This window comes from Mesorhizobium argentiipisi (SeqCode), assembly GCF_037179585.1.
Lineage (GTDB): Bacteria > Pseudomonadota > Alphaproteobacteria > Rhizobiales > Rhizobiaceae > Mesorhizobium > Mesorhizobium argentiipisi.
This window is the reverse complement of record NZ_JAPYKO010000039.1, coordinates 1-18044: the sequence shown is the minus strand read 5'-3', so window position 1 is coordinate 18044 and position 18044 is coordinate 1. Positions and strand designations below refer to the sequence as shown.

18 protein-coding genes are annotated in these 18044 nt (G+C 65.4%); 7 read left to right on the top strand and 11 right to left on the bottom strand.

All coding sequences use genetic code 11. The features are described 5' to 3' along the window. Nucleotides 1-16: 16 nt before the first annotated feature. The 4 genes from O7A05_RS31130 to O7A05_RS31115 all read right to left on the bottom strand — a co-directional run bounded on the left by O7A05_RS31130 (nt 17) and on the right by O7A05_RS31115 (nt 4055). Nucleotides 17-2281 carry a xanthine dehydrogenase family protein molybdopterin-binding subunit gene (locus O7A05_RS31130; protein ID WP_337097109.1) on the bottom strand — a complete coding sequence of 755 codons (2265 nt, stop codon included), beginning with the start codon at nt 2279-2281 and terminating at the stop codon, nt 17-19. Nucleotides 2282-2283: 2 nt separating this feature from the next. Continuing rightward, complete coding sequence (locus O7A05_RS31125) at nt 2284-2760, bottom strand: (2Fe-2S)-binding protein (RefSeq protein WP_224513363.1); 477 nt, start codon at nt 2758-2760, stop codon at nt 2284-2286. Further along, nucleotides 2760-3620 carry an FAD binding domain-containing protein gene (locus tag O7A05_RS31120; protein ID WP_337097108.1) on the bottom strand — a complete coding sequence of 287 codons (861 nt, stop codon included), beginning with the start codon at nt 3618-3620 and terminating at the stop codon, nt 2760-2762. The genes O7A05_RS31125 and O7A05_RS31120 overlap by 1 nt, the downstream gene beginning before the upstream one ends. 252 nt (nt 3621-3872) lie before the next feature. After that, entirely contained in the window at nt 3873-4055 is a 183-nt protein-coding gene (locus tag O7A05_RS31115) for an imm11 family protein (protein ID WP_337097107.1), read from the bottom strand. A 56-nt stretch (nt 4056-4111) separates the two neighbouring features. On the opposite strand from O7A05_RS31115, the gene O7A05_RS31110 reads away from it, so the two are divergent. Together O7A05_RS31110 and O7A05_RS31105 are read left to right on the top strand one after the other, a co-directional pair. Then, the gene (locus O7A05_RS31110; protein ID WP_337097106.1) at nt 4112-4459 is read left to right on the top strand and encodes a VanZ family protein; all 348 of its coding nucleotides are present in this window, start codon (nt 4112-4114) and stop codon (nt 4457-4459) included. A 113-nt stretch (nt 4460-4572) separates the two neighbouring features. Beyond that, entirely contained in the window at nt 4573-5553 is a 981-nt protein-coding gene (locus O7A05_RS31105) for a GlxA family transcriptional regulator (protein WP_337097105.1), read from the top strand. A gap of 61 nt (nt 5554-5614) precedes the next feature. Here the strand turns inward: O7A05_RS31105 and O7A05_RS31100 are convergent, their stop codons facing one another. Next, nucleotides 5615-6385, bottom strand: a complete 771-nt coding sequence (locus tag O7A05_RS31100) for a hypothetical protein (protein WP_337097103.1) — start codon at nt 6383-6385, stop codon at nt 5615-5617. Between the two features lie 58 nt (nt 6386-6443). Beyond that, nucleotides 6444-7430 carry a coiled-coil domain-containing protein gene (locus O7A05_RS31095; RefSeq protein ID WP_337097102.1) on the bottom strand — a complete coding sequence of 329 codons (987 nt, stop codon included), beginning with the start codon at nt 7428-7430 and terminating at the stop codon, nt 6444-6446. A 448-nt stretch (nt 7431-7878) separates the two neighbouring features. Between O7A05_RS31095 and O7A05_RS31090 the strand changes: the two genes are divergently transcribed. The 5 genes from O7A05_RS31090 (at nt 7879) to O7A05_RS31070 (ending at nt 13674) form a co-directional block, all read left to right on the top strand. Further along, nucleotides 7879-9198, top strand: coding sequence for an aspartate aminotransferase family protein (locus tag O7A05_RS31090; RefSeq protein WP_337097101.1), 1320 nt, complete (start codon nt 7879-7881; stop codon nt 9196-9198). Between the two features lie 17 nt (nt 9199-9215). After that, nucleotides 9216-10388: an NAD(P)/FAD-dependent oxidoreductase gene (locus O7A05_RS31085; RefSeq protein ID WP_337097099.1), complete on the top strand. Its 1173-nt coding sequence runs from the start codon at nt 9216-9218 to the stop codon at nt 10386-10388. A gap of 212 nt (nt 10389-10600) precedes the next feature. Next, nucleotides 10601-10882, top strand: a complete 282-nt coding sequence (locus O7A05_RS31080) for a hypothetical protein (RefSeq protein WP_337097098.1) — start codon at nt 10601-10603, stop codon at nt 10880-10882. A 104-nt stretch (nt 10883-10986) separates the two neighbouring features. Beyond that, entirely contained in the window at nt 10987-11943 is a 957-nt protein-coding gene (locus O7A05_RS31075) for a DMT family transporter (RefSeq protein WP_337097097.1), read from the top strand. Between the two features lie 195 nt (nt 11944-12138). Then, on the top strand, nt 12139-13674 hold the full coding sequence (locus O7A05_RS31070) for a bifunctional AfsR/SARP family transcriptional regulator/alpha/beta hydrolase (protein ID WP_337097096.1): 1536 nt from the start codon (nt 12139-12141) through the stop codon (nt 13672-13674). 19 nt (nt 13675-13693) lie between these two features. Here O7A05_RS31070 and O7A05_RS31065 read toward each other — a convergent pair whose 3' ends face one another. The 5 genes from O7A05_RS31065 to O7A05_RS31045 form a co-directional block, all read right to left on the bottom strand. Continuing rightward, a complete protein-coding gene (locus tag O7A05_RS31065) occupies nt 13694-14149 on the bottom strand; it encodes a MaoC family dehydratase (protein ID WP_337097095.1) in 456 nt (151 codons plus the stop codon). Next, nucleotides 14146-15423: an NAD(P)/FAD-dependent oxidoreductase gene (locus O7A05_RS31060; RefSeq protein ID WP_337097093.1), complete on the bottom strand. Its 1278-nt coding sequence runs from the start codon at nt 15421-15423 to the stop codon at nt 14146-14148. Before O7A05_RS31060 ends, O7A05_RS31065 begins: the two co-directional genes overlap by 4 nt. 11 nt (nt 15424-15434) lie before the next feature. Beyond that, on the bottom strand, nt 15435-16661 hold the full coding sequence (locus O7A05_RS31055; protein WP_337097091.1) for a flavin-containing monooxygenase: 1227 nt from the start codon (nt 16659-16661) through the stop codon (nt 15435-15437). A gap of 57 nt (nt 16662-16718) precedes the next feature. Further along, nucleotides 16719-17297, bottom strand: coding sequence for an OsmC family protein (locus tag O7A05_RS31050; RefSeq protein ID WP_337097090.1), 579 nt, complete (start codon nt 17295-17297; stop codon nt 16719-16721). 236 nt (nt 17298-17533) lie between these two features. Next, a partial coding sequence (locus O7A05_RS31045) for a hypothetical protein (RefSeq protein ID WP_337097089.1) occupies nt 17534-18044 on the bottom strand: 511 nt, incomplete at its 5' end.

Genomic DNA, 18044 nt, shown 5'->3' with positions numbered 1-18044 from the left:
GCCGGCAGGCCTCGCCTCAGCCTTCCCGTTCCGCGTCGAGCGCCGCGAGAATGCGCGGCGGCGACATCGGGATGTGGGTCATGCGCACGCCGACCGCGTTCGACACCGCGTTGGCGATCGCCGCGAGCGGCGGCACGATCGAGGTTTCGCCCACGCCGCGCACGCCATAGGGGTGGTTGGGGTTGGGGATTTCCAAGATCTGCGTATCGATCATCGGCAGGTCGGAGCAGACCGGGATGCGGTAGTCGAGGAAGCCCGGGTTCTGCAGGCGCCCGTCCTTGCCGTATATATACTCCTCGTTGAGCGCCCAGCCGATGCCTTGCGCCGCACCGCCCTGGTACTGGCCCTCGACATAGGTCGGGTGCACCGCCTTGCCGGCGTCCTGCACCACCGTGTAGCGGATCACCCTGGTCAAGCCTGTCTCGGGGTCGACCTCGACGTCGCAGATATGCGTGGCGAAGGACACACCTGCGCCGTCGGCGACGAGCTCGCTATGGCCGGCGATCGGCCCGCCGGTCTTGCCGGAAGCGGCCGCGATGTCCTTCAGCGACAGCGGCGAAAGGTTGCCGTATTTCTCGCCCTTAGCGATGGCATGGCCCTTTTCCCAGGTCACGTCCTCCACCGGGATGTCCCACATCTGCGCGGCGCGATCCTTCAGGATCTTGATCGCGTTGCGGGCGGCCGAGATGGTCGCCATCGAGGAGGAGAAGGTGCCGCGGCTGCCGTCGGTCATGTCGTTGTAGCCGAGGGAAGACGTGTCGGCGACGACGGCCTTGACTTGGGAATAGTCGATGCCGAGCTCTTCCGCCGCCACCAGCGACAGCGAGGCGCGGGACCCGCCGACATCGACCGTGCCGACGGCCAGCGACACCGTACCGTCCATGCCGATGTTCAGGTCCGTGCAGGTCTGGCCGCCGAAATTGAACCAGAAGCCGCAGGCCATGCCGCGTCCCTGGTTGGCTTTCAGCGGCGCCTTCATATGCGGATGGCTCTTCACCGCTTCCAGCGTCGGCCCGATGCCGATCGGCCCGTAGACCGGGCCATAGGACGAGCGCGTGCCTTCCTGCGCGGCATTCTTGATGCGGAACTCCACCGCATCCATGCCGAGCTCCTTGGCGAGCTCGTCCACCACGCTTTCCACGGCAAAGGCCGCCATCGGCGCCGAGGGCGCGCGATAGGCCGCGGTCTTCGGCCGGTTGACCAGCACTTCGTAGCCGACGGTCTTGACGTTCTCGAGCTTGTAGCAGGCAAAGGCGGTCATCGCGCCGATCTCGGCCCAGGAGCCGGGGTAGGGACCGCAGCTGTAGCGCAGCGTCGCTTCCGCGGCGGTGATGGTGCCGTCCTTCTTCGCGCCGATCTTGACGTCGATCGAGGTGGCGCTGGTCGGGCCCGACGCGCGGAAAACCTCGTCGCGGGTCATCACCAGTTTTACGGGACGGCCGGCCTTGCGCGACAGGGCAAGCGCCACCGGCTCGGCCCAGACATGGGTCTTGCCGCCAAAACCGCCGCCGATCTCCGAGGAGGTGACACGCAGCTTCGAGGCCTCCAGCCCAAGCAACTGGGCGCAATGCTGGCGGTAGACGAAATGGCCTTGCGTGCAGACCCACAGGTCCGCCGTGCCGTCTGGGTTGACGCTCGCCACGCAGGCATGCGGCTCGATATAGCCCTGATGCGTCTGCTCGGTCTTGAACGAGCGCTCCACGACGAAATCGGCCTGGGCAAAGCCCTTATGGACATCGCCATGGCCGAACTGCGTGCGCTTGGTGACGTTGGAGGGCTTGGCCGGCTTTTCCTCGAGGCCTTCGGTGAAGACCCGATCGTTGATCAGCGGCGCGTGGTGCTGGGCCGCCTCGTCGACATCGGTGACATGCGGCAGCACCTCATAGTCGACCTCGATCAGCTTCAGCGCCTGGCGGGCGGTGCGGGCGTCGATCGCCGCCACCGCGGCCACCGCATGGCCGTCATAGAGCGCCTTCTTACGCGCCATCGAATTGTCGAGGATGTCGTACATGGCGGCATCGCCATTGGTGAGGTCCGGCAGGTCCTTCGCCGTGATCACCGCCTTCACGCCGGCAAGCTTTTCCGCCTTCGACGTGTCGATGCTTTTGATCAGCGCATGCGCGTGCGGGCTGCGCAGCACGCGGCCCACCAGCTGGCCGGCCATGTTGAAGTCGGCGCCGTAGCGGGCGCGTCCGGTCACCTTGTCGATGCCGTCAGGGCGGATCGGCCGCGTGCCGACCGAGGAGAAATTGCGTCCGGAGTAGCGCGGATCGAAATTCATGATCAGGCTCCCTTCATCACGTTGGCCGCGTCCTGGACGGCGCGCACGATCTTGTCATAGCCGGTGCAGCGGCAGAGATTGCCGGCGAGACCAAAGCGGATTTCCTCCTCGGTGGGCGAGGGGTTCTTCTCCAGCAGGTCCTTCGCCGCAATCAGGAAACCTGGCGTGCAGATGCCGCATTGCAAGGCCGCATGCTCCAGGAATTTCTGCTGCAGCGGATGCAGCTGGTCGCCATGCGCCATGCCTTCGATGGTCTCGACCTTGCGGCCTTCCGCTTCCGCGCCAAGCACCAGGCAGGAGCAGACCAGCCTTCCGTCGACGATGACGCTGCAGGCGCCGCAGTCGCCGGTGCCGCAGCCTTCCTTGGCGCCGGTCAGGCCCAGCCGATCGCGCAGCACGTCCAGCAGCGTCTCGTCGGGCTGGCAGAGATATTCGACGGCATCGCCGTTGATCGTGGTTGATACAGCTACACCGGCCATTATTTGCCTCCCGCACGCTTGTAAGCGGTCGTTGCGGCTCTCTGTGCCAGCACGCCCGCGACCTTCCGTCTGAATTCGATGGTGCCGCGCTTGTCGTCGATCGGGCGGCATGCGCCGGAGCAGATCTTCGCCAGCCGCTCCAGCGTCGCTTCGTCAAGCTTCGAGCCGATCAGCACTTGCCCGGCTTCCTCGACCAGGAGCACGGTCGGTGCCGCGGCGCCCAGCGCTACGCGGGCGGTCTTGATCGCGCCCTTGTCATCCAGCGTCAGGTTGACGCCGGCGCTCACCACCGCGATGTCCATTTCGGTGCGCGGAATGAAGCGCAGATAGGCGTCGCCCGCATGGTCAGGCCGCTTGTCGAGCAGGATCGCCTCGATGATCTCGCCCTTGGCCAAAGATGTGCGGCCGGGTCCCGTCGGCACGGCTTCCACGGCAATCGTGCGCTTGCCCGCAGGCCCGGCGACAACCGCCTTGGCGCCCGCCGCCACCAGCGCCGGCACGCTGTCGGCGGCGGGCGAGGCGTTGCACAGATTGCCGGTGATGGTGCAGCGTCCCTGCACCTGCTTGGAGCCGATCAGGTTGGCCGCCTCGACGACGCCAGGCCATGCCTGCTTGAGCGCCTTGTTCTCGCCCAGCACCGCGCAGGGCACCGCGGCGCCGATCCGGAAACCGTCGGCCGTTTCGGTGATGTCGGCCAGGCCGCCGATTGCCTTGATGTCGACGATCAGCTCAGGCTCGATGAAGCCGCCCTTCATCCTGACCAGAAGGTCGCTGCCCCCGGCCAGAATCGCGGCCGGGCCTACCGCCTTGGCGAGCTCGCCAACGGCATCTTCTATTGAAAGCGGACGTATGTAACGCATTGTCTCCCCTTGGTGATCGCTTTGTCAGTGACCGTTATAAAGCGTCTGGTTATAATGGCCATCCCGTTCGTGCATGTCCGGGTTGGGCCAGAGCCCTGTTCCAGATGCGCCCAGGGGGCGGGCCAGGGTGTTGCAGCTTCTCCCGTCTCCCCGTCACTATGCGGGCAGAAGGTGCCCGAAGGGCGGATGAGGCGCGGCGCCGGCGTTGGTCATTGCCCGTCCCCGTCGCAAACCGCAAAACTGTTATTCCCCTCAAGCAATCGCGGTTCCCGGTGTCCATACCGGCTCGAACGACACATTGCGCAGCCCGGCCTTGCGCACCCGCTCGACGAACACGTCATTGACGAAGACGGGGGAAGCCCGCATCGGCAGCTTGAACACTTCAGCGCTCCCGATCTCTTGCGGATCAGGTCGGCTTCGGGCCGCGCGGACCATTCACGGCTGGGCACCGGCGATATTGTTATCAAAGCCACCGGCCTGTAAGAGCGGACATGACCTCCATCTCCCGTCTCGCCGCACTCGCCCTGCTGGCTCTCATCACCTTCGCAACGTTGTCGCCCATACAGTTGCGGCCGCATCTGGGCGACGCCAACATGGAACGCGCGTTGGCTTACATCCTGCTGGGGCTGACCCTGGCGATCGGGTTTCCGTCCCGCTTGACGCAGACCGTGCTGTTCATTTGCGCGGCGGCCGGCGTCCTCGAGTTCCTGCAGCTGTTGGACCCTGGCCGGCATGCGCGGGTTGTCGATGCCCTCGTCAAGGCGGCGGCGGGTGTGGTGGGGATTGTCTTGGCGCGCATTCTCATCGCGTTGACGAGCAGGGCCGCCGAGCGGCGCTAGCCCCCGCGGTCGCGGCTTGATGATGTTTCGACCGGATGAAGGTCGGATTCAGAAGGCCTGGCCCAGCGATTTTCGCATAATGTCCGGTTGAACGAGGACGGTCCCGGAGGAAGATGGCCAAGAAGTTCGCATTTCTTTTGGTGCGCGATTTCACTTTGTCGCCGCTGTCGCTGTTCATCGACACGCTGCGACTTGCGGGCGACGAGGGTGACCGCAGCCGCAGGATCGAGTTCGATTGGGAGATCGTCGGCGAGCGCGGCCTGCCGATCCGCGCCAGCTGCGGCGTCGAATTGCTGCCGACCCGGGAGATGGGCAATCCGGAGGATTTCGACAATGTCGTGGTGGTCGGCGGCCTGCTCGACACCAGCCGCAAGCTGAGCTCGGAAAAGGAAGCGTTCCTTTTGCGCGCGGCCGAAAAGGGCGTGCCGCTCACCGCGCTCTGCACCGGCAGCTTCGTGCTGGCGCGCTATGGCCTGCTCGACGGCTACAGTGCCGCGGTCAGCTGGTTCCACATCAAGGATTTCCGCGCCGAGTTCCCCGATGTGAACGCCCATGCCGACAGCCTCTATTCCGTCGACCGCGGCCGCGCTACCTGCGCCGGCGGCACGGGTGCCGCCGACCTCGCCGGCTATTTCGTCTCGCAATTCATCGGCCAGAAGGCAGCGGAGAAGGCGGCCAAGATCCTGGTGCTCGACCGTATCCGCTCCAGCCGCGACGTTCAGCCGGTCGGCGACCTTTTTCCCGCGGCCGCAAGCCGGGCGGTGAAGCGCGCGCTGCTCCTGATGGAAAGCAATCTCCAGGAGACGCTTTCGGTCGCCGAGATCGCCGCCAGGCAGAACTGCTCGCGCCGCCACCTGGAGCGCCTGTTCGGCGCCGAGCTCGGCATCGGCCCGATGGCCGCCTACCTGGCGCTGAGGGTGCATTACGCCAAGTCGCTGCTGGAAGGCAGTGACCTTGCCATCGGCGAGATCGCCTATCGCTGCGGCTTCCCCAATGCCGGCCATTTCAGCCGCGTCTTCCGCCAGCAGACCGGCATCACACCGACCCATCTCAGGCACCCAAATCGGGTTTTGGCGAATAACGTTGCCAAGTAGCGGTCCCTGTACACTGCTCGGTAAAGCTGGCACCGGGGTCCAGGCCAATGGCGGTCGACTGCTACGTCACAGCGATGACCTTTCCCCTCGCATCGAGCCGACAAAGGACTTTCGCTTGTCGCACTTGGATGCCGCCTCGAAGCGCATAATTTATTCGCACCTCGAGCGGCGCCGCCGGGCCGGCTTTGCGTTGGCGCATCGGACCGGCGCTGACCGCGTATACGCGCACAGCGCCAAGCGGCGTCGCCGCCGACATGATCGCCGCGCGGCATGCGCTCACGACTTTGCGCGGAATGCCCGCCTTCGCTTTCAGCGATACAAGGGGCGCAAAGGGATAGCCCGCTCTAAATCGCCCGAACTCCCCGCCCCCTGTGCTGGAAGGTTTGAGAACGGATGGTAGGCTGATCGCGGTTCTTGCGCTTTTGGCAGAGGAAACGGTTGGGTTGTCAGGGGGCGCGGTGCCCACGGTCGCGGACGTTGCCGTGCCGGTACTTGTCGAAACGCCCGCGTTTGCGCTGTCCGGAGCGTCATCAGCTGAAACGCCCGCACCGACTGACCTGGTGCCAGCATTCGCGGACGCGCCAATGCTTGCCCCACCTGCGCCTACTGAAGCGCCAACGCCGACGCCGCCCGCGCCCGCTGATGCCCCAACGTTTGCGCTGCCGGAGCCGCCGACACGTGCCCCCACGCCCGCGGAAATGCCTTTTGATCCTGCGCTCACTCCAGCGGCAACGCCAAGGCCGCCGACTTTACCGCCACCACCGACATCAACCGCCGCCGCCGGTCCGGTGGCGGCGGCGATCATCAAGGCGACCGCCAGGTATTTGCCCATTTCAGGACCCCTCCTGCGGCATGCGTTCGTGTCAATCCAAATGCACTCCTGGCCATCATCATCGAGGCGGGGTCGGAAGCAACGCGTCGGGGAGCGTGATCGTCGTCGCCACCAGAACCCGTTTCGGTGATCTTGGAACCTTCGCTCTGTTTTTGTCCTGCAAGCCTGTTTGGCGGACAGCTTGGCCATTCTGGCTGGCAAGTGAAACTGCGGCGGGACGCGTCCTGGGTGCGCGCTCCATCTGCGCTGTGCGGCGCGCGCTTTGCGCTTTGACAAGGTCGATCGCCTTTCGCGCAGCGGTAAGGGCAACGGACATGTCGGTCAGTCGTTGACGCTCTTGCTCCAACGCCGCGCTCAAGTCGGCAGATGCCTGCTTCGCAGCGTCTCTTTCCCGACGGGCGCCATCGGCGTCGCTTGCGGCCGAAACCGCGCGCGCACGTTCCAGATCCAATGCTTCGTTGGCATGCTTTGCGGCAGCAACCGCCAGCTGGAGGTCCTTTAGGGCGGCGGCCCGTTCGGCCGTGGCCAGATCTGCGCGTTTCTCACCCGCATCGCCGGCCTGGCGGGCCATCGCGAGTTCGTGCTCGAATTGTTCGACCTTAAGCCGCTCTTCGGCAAGCGATTGATTTGCCTCGGCCAGGGACGCTTTCGCAGCGTTGCGCGCTTCGTTCGAGGAAATGGCTTCTGCCTTCAAGCCCTTGATGACGCGCTGCGCCGCTTCGAGGTCGAGTTTGAGGGCTTCGTTGCTTTGGGTCGCATCATTCAAGGCTTTTGCCTGCTCCGCGGAGGTGCTGGCTAGCACTCTTGCCTGCGCGCTTGCGCTGCGCTCGGCGTGCTGGCTTTGGCCCAGTTGCGCTTTTGTCGACGCCAGTTCGCCTCGCGCCGCCGCGATCTGTCGCTGCATTTCGGCGCTATTGTCTGCCGGAGATATCAGCGCCAAGAGGAGGATGCACACGGGAACGGCGCTCCACCTCCAGTGGCGCATGCCGAAGCGAACCCATGCCGGGCGCGGGTCGCCCTCGAACTCCTCGTAGGATTCATGCATGAATGTCACTGGCCACGGTCCTTTGTCTGCTGGGCATTCCTCGCGATGCTCAAGAAGCGCGTCAAACCGGCTGCGCGTGCGCAAAATTAAGATTTTCGGTCTTAACGGTTCGCTCCGTGTTGAAGTCATTCTACAGCCTTGAACAACCTGTATTTTGCCAAGTTGTCGGCTGGTTATACCAGACGCCTTTAGGCGCAGGATGCATCATCCAAATGGACTAGACGTCATGACGGGATCGTCTCGGAGCAGAACTTCTCGATGGCGGGATGATCAATGTCGGGCAGTCTAAGCGCCCGGTTGCTGCGGCCGCGAAATGATGATGACCGGAATGACCCCTGGTCGGGTCGCATGACCGGTCTGGCCGATTGCGCCGGCGCGCAAACGAACCGTAGCTTCGTGACGGGCGGCGCGCCGCTGTTCCAAGAGTTGAATTCGCCTTCGGAGAGCCATGCCGCATTATCCCGACGCCATGCCTGGATCGAAAAACCTGTTCGAGCGCGCCAGGAAGGTGATGCCGGGCGGCAATACGCGCACCACGGTCTTCGTCGATCCGTTTCCGATCTACGCTGCGCGCGGCCAGGGGTGCAGGGTCTGGGACGTCGACGGCAATGCCTATTACGACTGCATCAACAATTTCACCGCGATGATCCACGGCTATGCGCATCCCGATGTCACCGCGGCTGTTGTCGAGCAGCTGCCCTTCGGCACCGCTTTCGGCGCTCCGACGCTGAGCGAGATCGAGCTTGCCGAGCTGCTGGTCGAGCGGCTGCCTTCCATCGACCGGATCCGCTTCACCAACTCCGGCACCGAGGGCGTGATGATGGCGATCAAGGCCGCGCGCGCCTTCACCGCGCGGCCGAAGATCGTCAAGATCGAGGGCGCCTATCACGGATCCTACGATTTCGCCGAAGTGAGCCTGGACTCCTCGCCGGCGAACTGGGGCGACCTGCCGAGGTCCACGCCCTATGCCAAGGGCACGCCGCGCGGCGTGCTGGAGGACGTGATCGCCGTGCCCTTCAACGACACCGAGGCGCTGCGCGCCGTCTTCGCCGCCGAGGGCGACAGCATCGCAGCGGTGCTGATCGATCCGATGCCCAACCGTGCCGGCCTTATACCGGCGCGGCGGGATTACCTCAGCGCCATGGTCGAGATCGCCCATGCCGCAGATGCGCTCGTCATCTTCGACGAGGTCATCTCGTTTCGGCTGGGCTGGTCTGGCGCGCAAGGGCTGTGGGGCATCGAGCCCGACCTGACGGCGCTGGGCAAGATCATCGGCGGCGGCTTCCCGGTGGGCGCCGTGGGTGGGCGCGCCGATATCATGGCGGTGTTCGATCCGACCGGAGGCAAGCCCGCGCTGCCGCATGGCGGCACCTTCACGGCCAATCCGGTGACCATGCGTGCCGGCCTTGCCTCGATGCGGGCGTTGACGGAAGAAAGCTTTGCCGATCTTGATCGGCTCGGCGCATCCTTGCGCGAAGGGATTACCGCCTCATTCGAAAAGCATGGGCTTGCCGGCCAATGCGTCGGCCTCGGCTCGCTATTCAAGGTTCATTTCACGTCGCATCCCGTCACGGATTACCGCTCGATCTATCCAGGTCCGGCCGAGCACAGGAAGTTCGACACCTTCCACAAGGATTTGCTTGGCCGCGGCGTCCTGTCCGCCAGCTACGGCCTGTTCGCGCTGTCGACGCCGATGACCGAGGAAGATGCCGGCGCCATTCTTCAAGCGATCGACGAGACCTTGGGCGACGTCGCCGCGTCGTCGTGAAAGCAGGCGGACCACAGATGACAGCTTCTCCTCATGTCGTGGTGATCGGCGCGGGCACGCTGGGCATGTGCACGGCGCTCAACCTCGTCGAGCAAGGCGCGCGCGTGACCGTGCTCGAAGCGCAGTCGATTGCGTCCGGGTCGAGCGGCCGGTCAGTCGGCGTCGTCGGATCGCAATTCACCGACCCGTTCGAGATCATGCTGCGCGTCCATTCGCTGCGCCGGTTCCGCGAATGGGAAGGCGAGGGGCTTCGGTTCAACCATATCGGCTATCTGCGGCTGGCGCGTACGACCAGTCAGATGGAGCTCTTCGCGAGATCGGTCCAAATCCAGGCCGAGGCGGGGCTGAGGTCGCGTCTCGTCCGCGCGAACGAGCTCAGGGACTTTGTTCCGCACATCAACCCGAACGGGCTCGAAGGCGGATTGTTCGGGCCCGACAATGGCTTCCTCGATCCGCACGAGATGTGCAATTTCCTGGCCGGCATCGTCCGCGCCAAGGGCGGCGAGATCCGTCAGTACCGCAAGCTGCTCGGGGTGCAACGGCGCCCGGGCGGCTATACGCTGGAAACCAATGGCACCCCGATCGATCGCGAGCGACGACTGATCGACTGCTATGCCGTGGTCAATGCCGGCGGTGCCTGGGCGCCGCAGGTCGCCGCGCTTTTCGGCCAGGGTCTGCACATCTGGCCCGAGCGCCACGAGGCCGTAGTCATCCATCTTGACGAGCCGCTCGGCTACACCATGCCGATGGTGATGGATCTCGTGAACGGCGAAGGCAGCGGGCTCAATTTCCGCCACGAAAAGCCAGGCGAGCTGATCGCCGAAATCCACAAGGTGAACTCGATCGCGCCGGAGGACCCCGACAATTACGACGACCAGTGCGAGGAGCAGTCGAAGGTCGATCTGGCGGAGCTGCTTTTGGAACGCGTGCCCGACCTGCCGGGCGCGCGGCTCGGCCGAGGCTGGGCGGGCCTTTATCCCGTCACCGCCGATCATCGCCCCTTCGTCGGACCGATCGATGCCTCGGAACCGACGCTGATCACCGCCGCCGGCGCCGGCGGCTACGGCATCCAGCTGGCGCCCGTGATCGGACAGATCGCGGCCGACTGGGTTCTTCACGGCGCGCCGGTTTCGGTGCATGGTTCGCAGAGCCTCGCGCCATCGGCAGAACGCAACGTCCTCGGTCACTGACCGATGCATCAAGCCGGCCGGGACGCGTAAGATTCGAGCGTCCCCATTAACCATCAATTAACTATCCGGTCGCCTTTAATACGGTTCTGGAGGATACTGATTTTGGCCGCGAGCGAAGAGTTCACGACCGGCCGAAATGAGAAAAGAAGCGACAGACACCGTCGCCATTCTGCCGGGGAGGCGCCCAGCATCTTTTGATGAGGAGCGCCGGAATGAATATCGAGGAAGCAGTCACTGCAGCGACGGCAGGGTCAGGCGCGCTCCTGTCCTGTCTTGGCCAGCCTGTGGTCGCCTATCACGTCACGGTCATCCTGCGTGAAACCGACAAAAGGCACGCGCGCCAGATGCAGCTTGCCTTGCTGCGGCGAAGCATCGAGGCTCTTGTCGATGAGGGCCTCGAAGACGTTGAGGCTGAACACTTCGCATCGCAGCTCCACGGTCGCGTCGGCTTGGCGTGGGACCTGTTGCATCCGGCCAGCGACACGCCGCACTGATCCCTGCCACGTGGGGCTTTGCCGGGCCAACTATATAACGCCCCCGTCATGAGGTAGACTGTCGGCTGCGACTGGGCTGACCTTCATGAAGCGGGGGGCATGCGATGCAGGCGATACCGATAGCGCATCCGGCGGAAGCGCCGGCCACTCGAGCGATACCCTCCTTCACTGGTTATCCCACCGCCGTGCTGTGCTGGCTGCTCTCGGCCGGCGTCTATATCGCAGCCAAATGGGTGGCGCCGGAAATGCCGCCCTGGGGGCTGTGCTTCTGGCGGCTCATGCTCGCCTGCGCCATTCTGTTGCCGATCGTGCACCGCCATCACGGCGCAATGCTGGCGCTTCTAAAATCCCGGCCGCTGGAGATCGTTGCCGTCGGCGCGATCGGCCTGACGCTTTGCCAGGGCATGATCTACCATGGCCTGAACGACACCGATGCGACCACGGCCGGCATCATCATGGCAATGTCGCCGATCATGACCATGCTGCTCGCGCGCCTCGTGCTGGGCGAACCGCTCGGGCTCTGGAAAGCGCTCGGCGCGGTTGCGGCACTTGCCGGCATGCTGGTCATCGTCGCCCATGGCAAGCTGGACGCGCTGGTGCAACTGCGCTTCAACATCGGAGAATTGTGGATCGTCGGCAGCGCCTTCTGCTGGGCGCTTTATACCGTGCTGCTGCGCCGCTCCAAATTCGGCCTCGAGCTCCTGCCGCTGGTGGTCCTTCTGCTTGGCTCCGGCGCGCTGGTGGCGCTGCCGTTCCATCTGTGGGAAATCGTCAACGACGAGCGCTCCGCCCTGAACGGCAACGGCTTGCTCGCGCTCGCCTATCTGGCCGGCCCCGGCGGCGCGCTGATGTATTATCTCTACAACAAAAGCGTCGAGACGCTGGGCGCGAGCCGGGCAAGCATGCTGCTCTATCTGCAGACTTTGTTCGTCGCCGTGCTCGCCTATCTGCTGCTCGGCGAGAGCCTGCATGACTACGATCTGCTCGGCGCCGCCTTCATTGTGGCCGGGGTCGTGCTGGCGACAGCGGTCAGGTCGAGGCCGGTTCCGTCAAAGGCGTGACCGAGCGGCCACGTGCCTTAATTGACATATGCGGCTGTCCGCGCCGCCAAGTCGATCTGGTTCCTCGGGCCGTGAGGGACCAAGCTTTCCTAAATTAGCCGATTTTGCTATTGGCTGCCCCTTCGCAGCGTCGGCCAAGGCCGAAGGGAGATTGGCGATCGACAAGCGCGTGGAAGCATGAAAGGCGGCCAGCACATGCTGGAACTGCGCGTGCTTGGCGATTTTCAGGTCACGCGCGACGGCGAGCCGCTTCACCTGCCGCCATCCCGCAAGACGCGGGCGCTGCTCGCCTACCTTGCCGTCACCGGTAGGCAGCATCAGCGCGAGCGGCTGTGCGAGATATTCTGGGACATCCCGGACGATCCGCGCGGCGCCTTGCGCTGGAGCCTGTCCAAGATCCGCCAGGTGCTGGGCTCCGACGAATCCGTTCTTGCCGCCGATCGCAACGCTGTCTCGCTCAATGTCGAAACGGACTATGCGCGGCTGGCGCCGCTGGTGAAGGCCGATCTTTCCTCCCATGCGACCGAGGAGCTCGAAGCCGTCCTGGCCTCGATCCGAGGCGACTTTCTCGCCGATCTCTCGCTGGAGCGCTGCTTCGACTATGAAGCCTGGCGGCAGGCCATCGCCAGCGAGGTGGAGATCGTCGAGCTTGGCATCCTGCGCGAGCTGGTCGAGCGCCTGGGGAATGAGCCGCGACGCGCGCTGCCGTTCGCCCAGCGCCTGCGCCGCCTGGCGCCCGACGACGCCAGCCTCGCCGCCGAGATCGAGGCGCTGGAGGACAAGGTCCGGTCGGCCGCCGCTCAAGCCACAGGCCGCGCGCCGCAGACTGCTGCTTCCTCCGCGCCGCCGCAGGCGCCCTTGAAACCCGCTGTGTCACCGCAGGATCCCGGCCGCGCCGTGCAGTTCTGCCGTGCTCTCGACGGCACCAGGCTCGCCCATGCCAGTACCGGCAGTGGCCCGGCAATCTTACGCGCCGCGCACTGGATGTCGCATCTCACCTTCGACTGGGACAGCCCGATCTGGCGCCACTGGATGCGGGAGCTGTCACGTCACAACCGGCTGGTGCGCTATGACGAGCGCTGCAATGGCCTGTCGCAAAGGCATGTCGTCGATATCTCGTTCGAAACTATGGTGTCGGACCTCGAATGCGTGGTCGAGGCGACAGGGCTCGACCGCTTCACCTTGCTCGGCCTCTCGCAGAGCTGCGCGGTTTCGATCGCCTATGCCATCCGCCACCCCGAGAAAGTGTCGGGCATGATCCTCTATGGCGGCTACGTCAAAGGCTGGCGGGCGCGCGGCGACGCCGGCGAGATCGCGACGCGCGAGGCCGTGGCAACGCTGATGCGCGAGAGCTGGGGCAAGCCGAACCCGATGTTTCGCCAGGCCTTCTGCTCCATGTTCATCCCTGGCGCCACGCACGAGCATTTCGCCTGGATGGACGATTTGATGCTGCGCACCGTCTCACCCGACGATGCCTGGCGTCTTCAGAACGCCTTTTCGGTGATCGACGTCAGCGACTTGCTGGAAAAGGTGCGTGTGCCAACCTTGGTGATGCACGCGCGCGACGACAACGTAGCGCCGGTGGAGTCGGGCCGCACCATGGCCGCCGGCATTCCCGGCGCGCGCTTCATCGAGCTCGATAGCCAGAACCACATCCTCTTCGAAGGCGAGCCCGCCTTCGAAGAGTTCATAGACCACGTCCGCGCCTTCATCGCCGGAACGAGCGGATAACCGGGTACTCGCGAAGCCCTCAGCCGCCGATGAGCGGCACGGTGAACACCGTCGCCGTGCCGGTGAGGCAAAGCTCGCCCGCTTCGTCGCGCACCGATGTCTCCAGCTTGGTGATCGGCTTGTCGGCGCGCACGTCCTTGACCTCGACGCGGCCGGTGATCAGTTCGCCGACGCCGACCGCCTTGACGAATTTCCACGACACTTCGAGGAACACCGAGCCGGGGCCGGGGAGGTCTTCCGCCACCACCGCGTTCAGGATGCCGGACGTGACGCCGCCCTGCACGATGAGCTTGCCGAACACAGAAGCCTCGGCCAGCGCCTTGTCGTAATGCAGCGGATTACGATCGCCGGTCATCTCGGCAAAGGCGTCGATATCCTGCGGCTGCGTGCGCCGCGAGCGTTCGGCAAAGGCGCCCACCTTTGGCCGGCCCTTGATGACACCGATCCACCCGTCTTTCATCATATGCACAGTCATGGTCTTGCTCCGGTTCGGTTGCGGGAAAGCTCGGCCGGCGGCTCGTCCTCGTTGGCCGGCGCTCGATAGGTCGAGGGCTTCGATGCGGTAGCGCGGCGGGCCGGCATGGGCTGCCCGGCCAGCGCCTGCACCTCGGCCTTCAGCACGGCGCTGAAGCGGCGATGCCGCTCGCCGAGATCGTCGAGCGTCCAATCGAAGCCGGCGATGGCGTCCGTGGTGTCGAGGATCTGGTTGGCGATTATGTCGCGCTGCTGCTGCCAGACCGCGAATGCTGCCTCGGACCCACTGAGGATTGCCCGCGCGAGGCTCTCGGCGTCGCGCAGCGCGTCGGAAATGCCGTGCGAGGTGATCGGATCGCGGAAGAAGCCGGCGTCGCCCACCAGCGCCCAGCCCGGGCCGTGCGGCTGGCGGATATAGCCCGGCACGCCGCGGAACGCCTGCAGGCGCGCATCCTTCGGTGCCCGGGCCGCCTGTTCGGCCAACGCTGGTGAAAGCGCCTCGAGCACATCCATGCGGGCGTGGGCGTGGCCGCGGCGGAAGCGCTGGTCGAACAGGCCTGTCGGCACCGAAGCGACGATGCAGGCGAGGCCATCATTGGTCGGGATGAACGAGCCGGCGATCCCGTCGCGGAAGTACCAGTGATAGTCGGCGCCCGGCTCGACCGGCGCATAGCCATAGACATGGGCAGCCGACACCGCGCCGCGCCGCAAGGTCTGGGCGTCGACGCATTTTGCCACCAGCGAGCCGATGCCGTCGGCGCCGACCACGATATCGGCGCTTACCCGCATGGCAGCACGGCCGGCGGCGCGGATCTCGATCCCCCGCACGCGTCCGCGCATGTCGGCGAAGAGATCGCCGACCGCGACTTCGTGCAGGACCTCCGCGCCGGCCTTGCGCGCCGCATCGACTAGGATGCGGTCGAGCACGGTGCGCCGCGGCGCGATGAGGCCGGGGAGGTCCGAGCTATTGGCGAGGGGGATGGTGATCTCCTCGTCGCCATAATGGAAGGTTGTCGTCTCGATGAGCGGCGTGCCGGCCTTGAGCAGCGGCTCGAGCAGACCCCAGCGCCAAAGCTGCAACACGGCCGGGCGCATCAGGGCATGCGTCGACAGCGTGTCGGATCCATAGGGCTTGCGGTCGATCGCCAGCACCTTGAGGCCGGCGCGCGCGAGCAGCATCGCGGTCGCCGCGCCCGCGCAGCGCGCGCCGACGATGATTGCATCGTAATGGCCATGCTTCGGAGCGGCCATCAGGGAGATGAGGTTGTTTGCCATGTTCGTGGTCCTCAGGCCGCCTTGCGGCCGTTGCAATCGAGATAACGGGAGATTTCAGCGGTGATCGCCTCGGCATCCGCGCCGACGCCGCCGATGAAGTTGGAATCGCGTTTGCGCAGGAAGCGGAAGCCGAGCGCGTAGAGGCCGGGCACGCTGGTGACGCCGCCCTGATGGGCGAGCTCGCCATCGGCGCCGAGCGCCAGAGGCTCCAGCCAGCCGAACGAGCGCGCATAGCCGGTGGCCCAGACGATGCTGCGGATCGATCCGTCCGCCAGCGACAGCCGTTCTGGGCAGGCTGCGGGCATCGCCATCGGCTCGGGCCGGTATGGTGTCGTCACACCCGCGAAGCGGTCGATCTGGTCGAGCAGGCGCGTCTGCTTCGCTTCGGCTGCCGCGATGTGCTGGCCGAGACCGCCGGCGAAGGCGATCTCGCGGTCGCCGACGCCGCGCACCCGCCCGGCCAGCTCCACGCCGAGCGCCTGCAGCGTGGCGAGATCGACATCGGCCCTGTCGGGTCGACCGGCGAGCTGCAGCGATGGCTGGCGCCGGGCGCTCTCCGGATCGGCGAGGTCTTCCAGGCGCTGCCCCATCAGGCCCATTGCGCAGAGCCAGAAGAAGATATCCTGGCCGCGCCATGTTCTGGGCAGGCGCGTATGCTTGCCCACTGAAAGCACCACGCGCCGCCCGGCGCGGGCGAGCTCGTCGGCGATCTGCACGCCGGAGGATGAGGCGCCCACGACCAGCACGCCACCGCCCGGCAGCTCGCCGGGCGAGCGATATTGCGAAGCGTGGATGCTGAGCGGTCCGCGAAGAGTCTCAGCCGAAAATGGGATGACCGGCCGGTCGCAATGTCCCGTCGCGACGACGACGGCGCGCGCCGCCCAGTCGCCGGCGCTGGTGCGCAGGGCAAAGCCCTCGCCGGTCCGCCTGGCAGCGATGACCTCGACATTGGTCTCCACGGGCGCATGCCATTGCCAGGCGTAGCGTTCCAGGCTTTCCGCGAAAGCCTCCTTGGTCATGAAGCCGTCGGGATCGCCGCCCTTGTAGGGCGAACCGGGCAGGGCGTTCAGCCAGTTCGGCGTGAGCAGCCTGAGCGAGCGCCAGCTCTGCGAACGCCAGCGCTCGCCGATGCGGCCGCGCTCCAGCACGGCATGGTCGATGCCGGCCTGGCCAAGGCAATGGCTGAGCGCAAGCCCGGCCTGGCCCGCGCCGATGATGACGACGTCCGCACGTCTCATGGTTCATTTCCGTCTTGGGAGACGGCGGCCCGGATCGGTTCCGGACCGCCGGCCTGCTTACTGGATGGTCTCGATGCCGACGGTGACCGGCACGCCCTTGGTCAGCACGTCGAACACGGCCGAGCGGGCGCGCGACTGCTCGACCAGCTGCTGGAGCTTTTCGGCCGGCGCGTCGCCTTCGATCTCGAACGACACCTGGATGTTCTGGAAACCGTTGCGGACCTCGTCGGAGATGCCGAGAATGCCGCGCAGGTCGATGTCGCCGTCAACCGAGCATTTCACCTTGGTGAGCTTGATGCCGCGCGCGGCGGCGATGTTGGCGACGCCCGCCATCAGGCAGCCTGCCAGCCCGTGCAGCAGCCATTCGACCGGGGTCGGCGCATTGTCGGCGCCGCACAGGATCGCCGGATGGTCGGCATCCGCATAATGGGGCTTCTCGTGCTTCTGCTCCTGGCCGGCGCCGAAGAAGCCGTTCATGACTGTCTTGCTGTGCGTGCCCTCGATCCACTCGTTGTGGGCGCGGAACTGGAACTTGGCCAGCTCCGGTTGCCCGGCGACGAAATTGATCGTCGCCAAAAGGTTCGGCGTGTCGACGCCATTGAGCGGAAGCCGTGCAGGTTTGGTGTTGGGTTGCATCTTCATCTCCAAGGTTCGTTTGCGGCTTGGTTGCCGTGACGGCCTCTGTTTGCCGATGGAGCGTTTGAACGAGAGTGGATGCGACCGTGGAATCTTTCATACGCCTACCGTGGAAATTGGGTTGGGCGTATCGTTTGAAACGAAGTGTCTTGACCCGAATGCGCCGGAACGCAAAAGCCCCGGGCGTGGGGAAGCCCGGGGCCTGTCGACGGCGTGGCGACGATCGCCATGGGCGGTCAGTGGGCGTTGCGGATGTCCATCCCGCCGGCGTCGGAGGCGTAGCGCATCGAGGTGTAATGATCGATTTCAGAACGGGCGATACCCATGTCCTTGAGCAAGTCGGGCATGGCCTGCATGGCGGCGCGGTCGCTGCGCATCCTCATTGCACGGTAGAAAAGCCTGAGTGAACGGCCGGCAAAGCCGGTAAGACTGAGGCCCGCGCGGCCGGTTTCATAGGCGGTGTGTTCCATGGTCGTCATCGTCGTCTCCATCGTTTTGCGGCGCGATCCTTCGCGTCGTCGATGGGAGGAGTGTCGCTGACGACCGGGGGAACCAGCGTTGGAGCGGGCGTCGAAATTACCGTGGAAATGGAGGTTTTGCCGCTGACGCCCCCAACCGCCCATAGGCGCTAAGATAGGGTATTGCGGCGCGGAATCGGTTGTGATTCTACGCTGGGGATGACACACGAATCGCTTGTTGATGATGGCTGGGCCGAGACAGTTAAGCTTCTCGGCGGCGAAGAGTTGA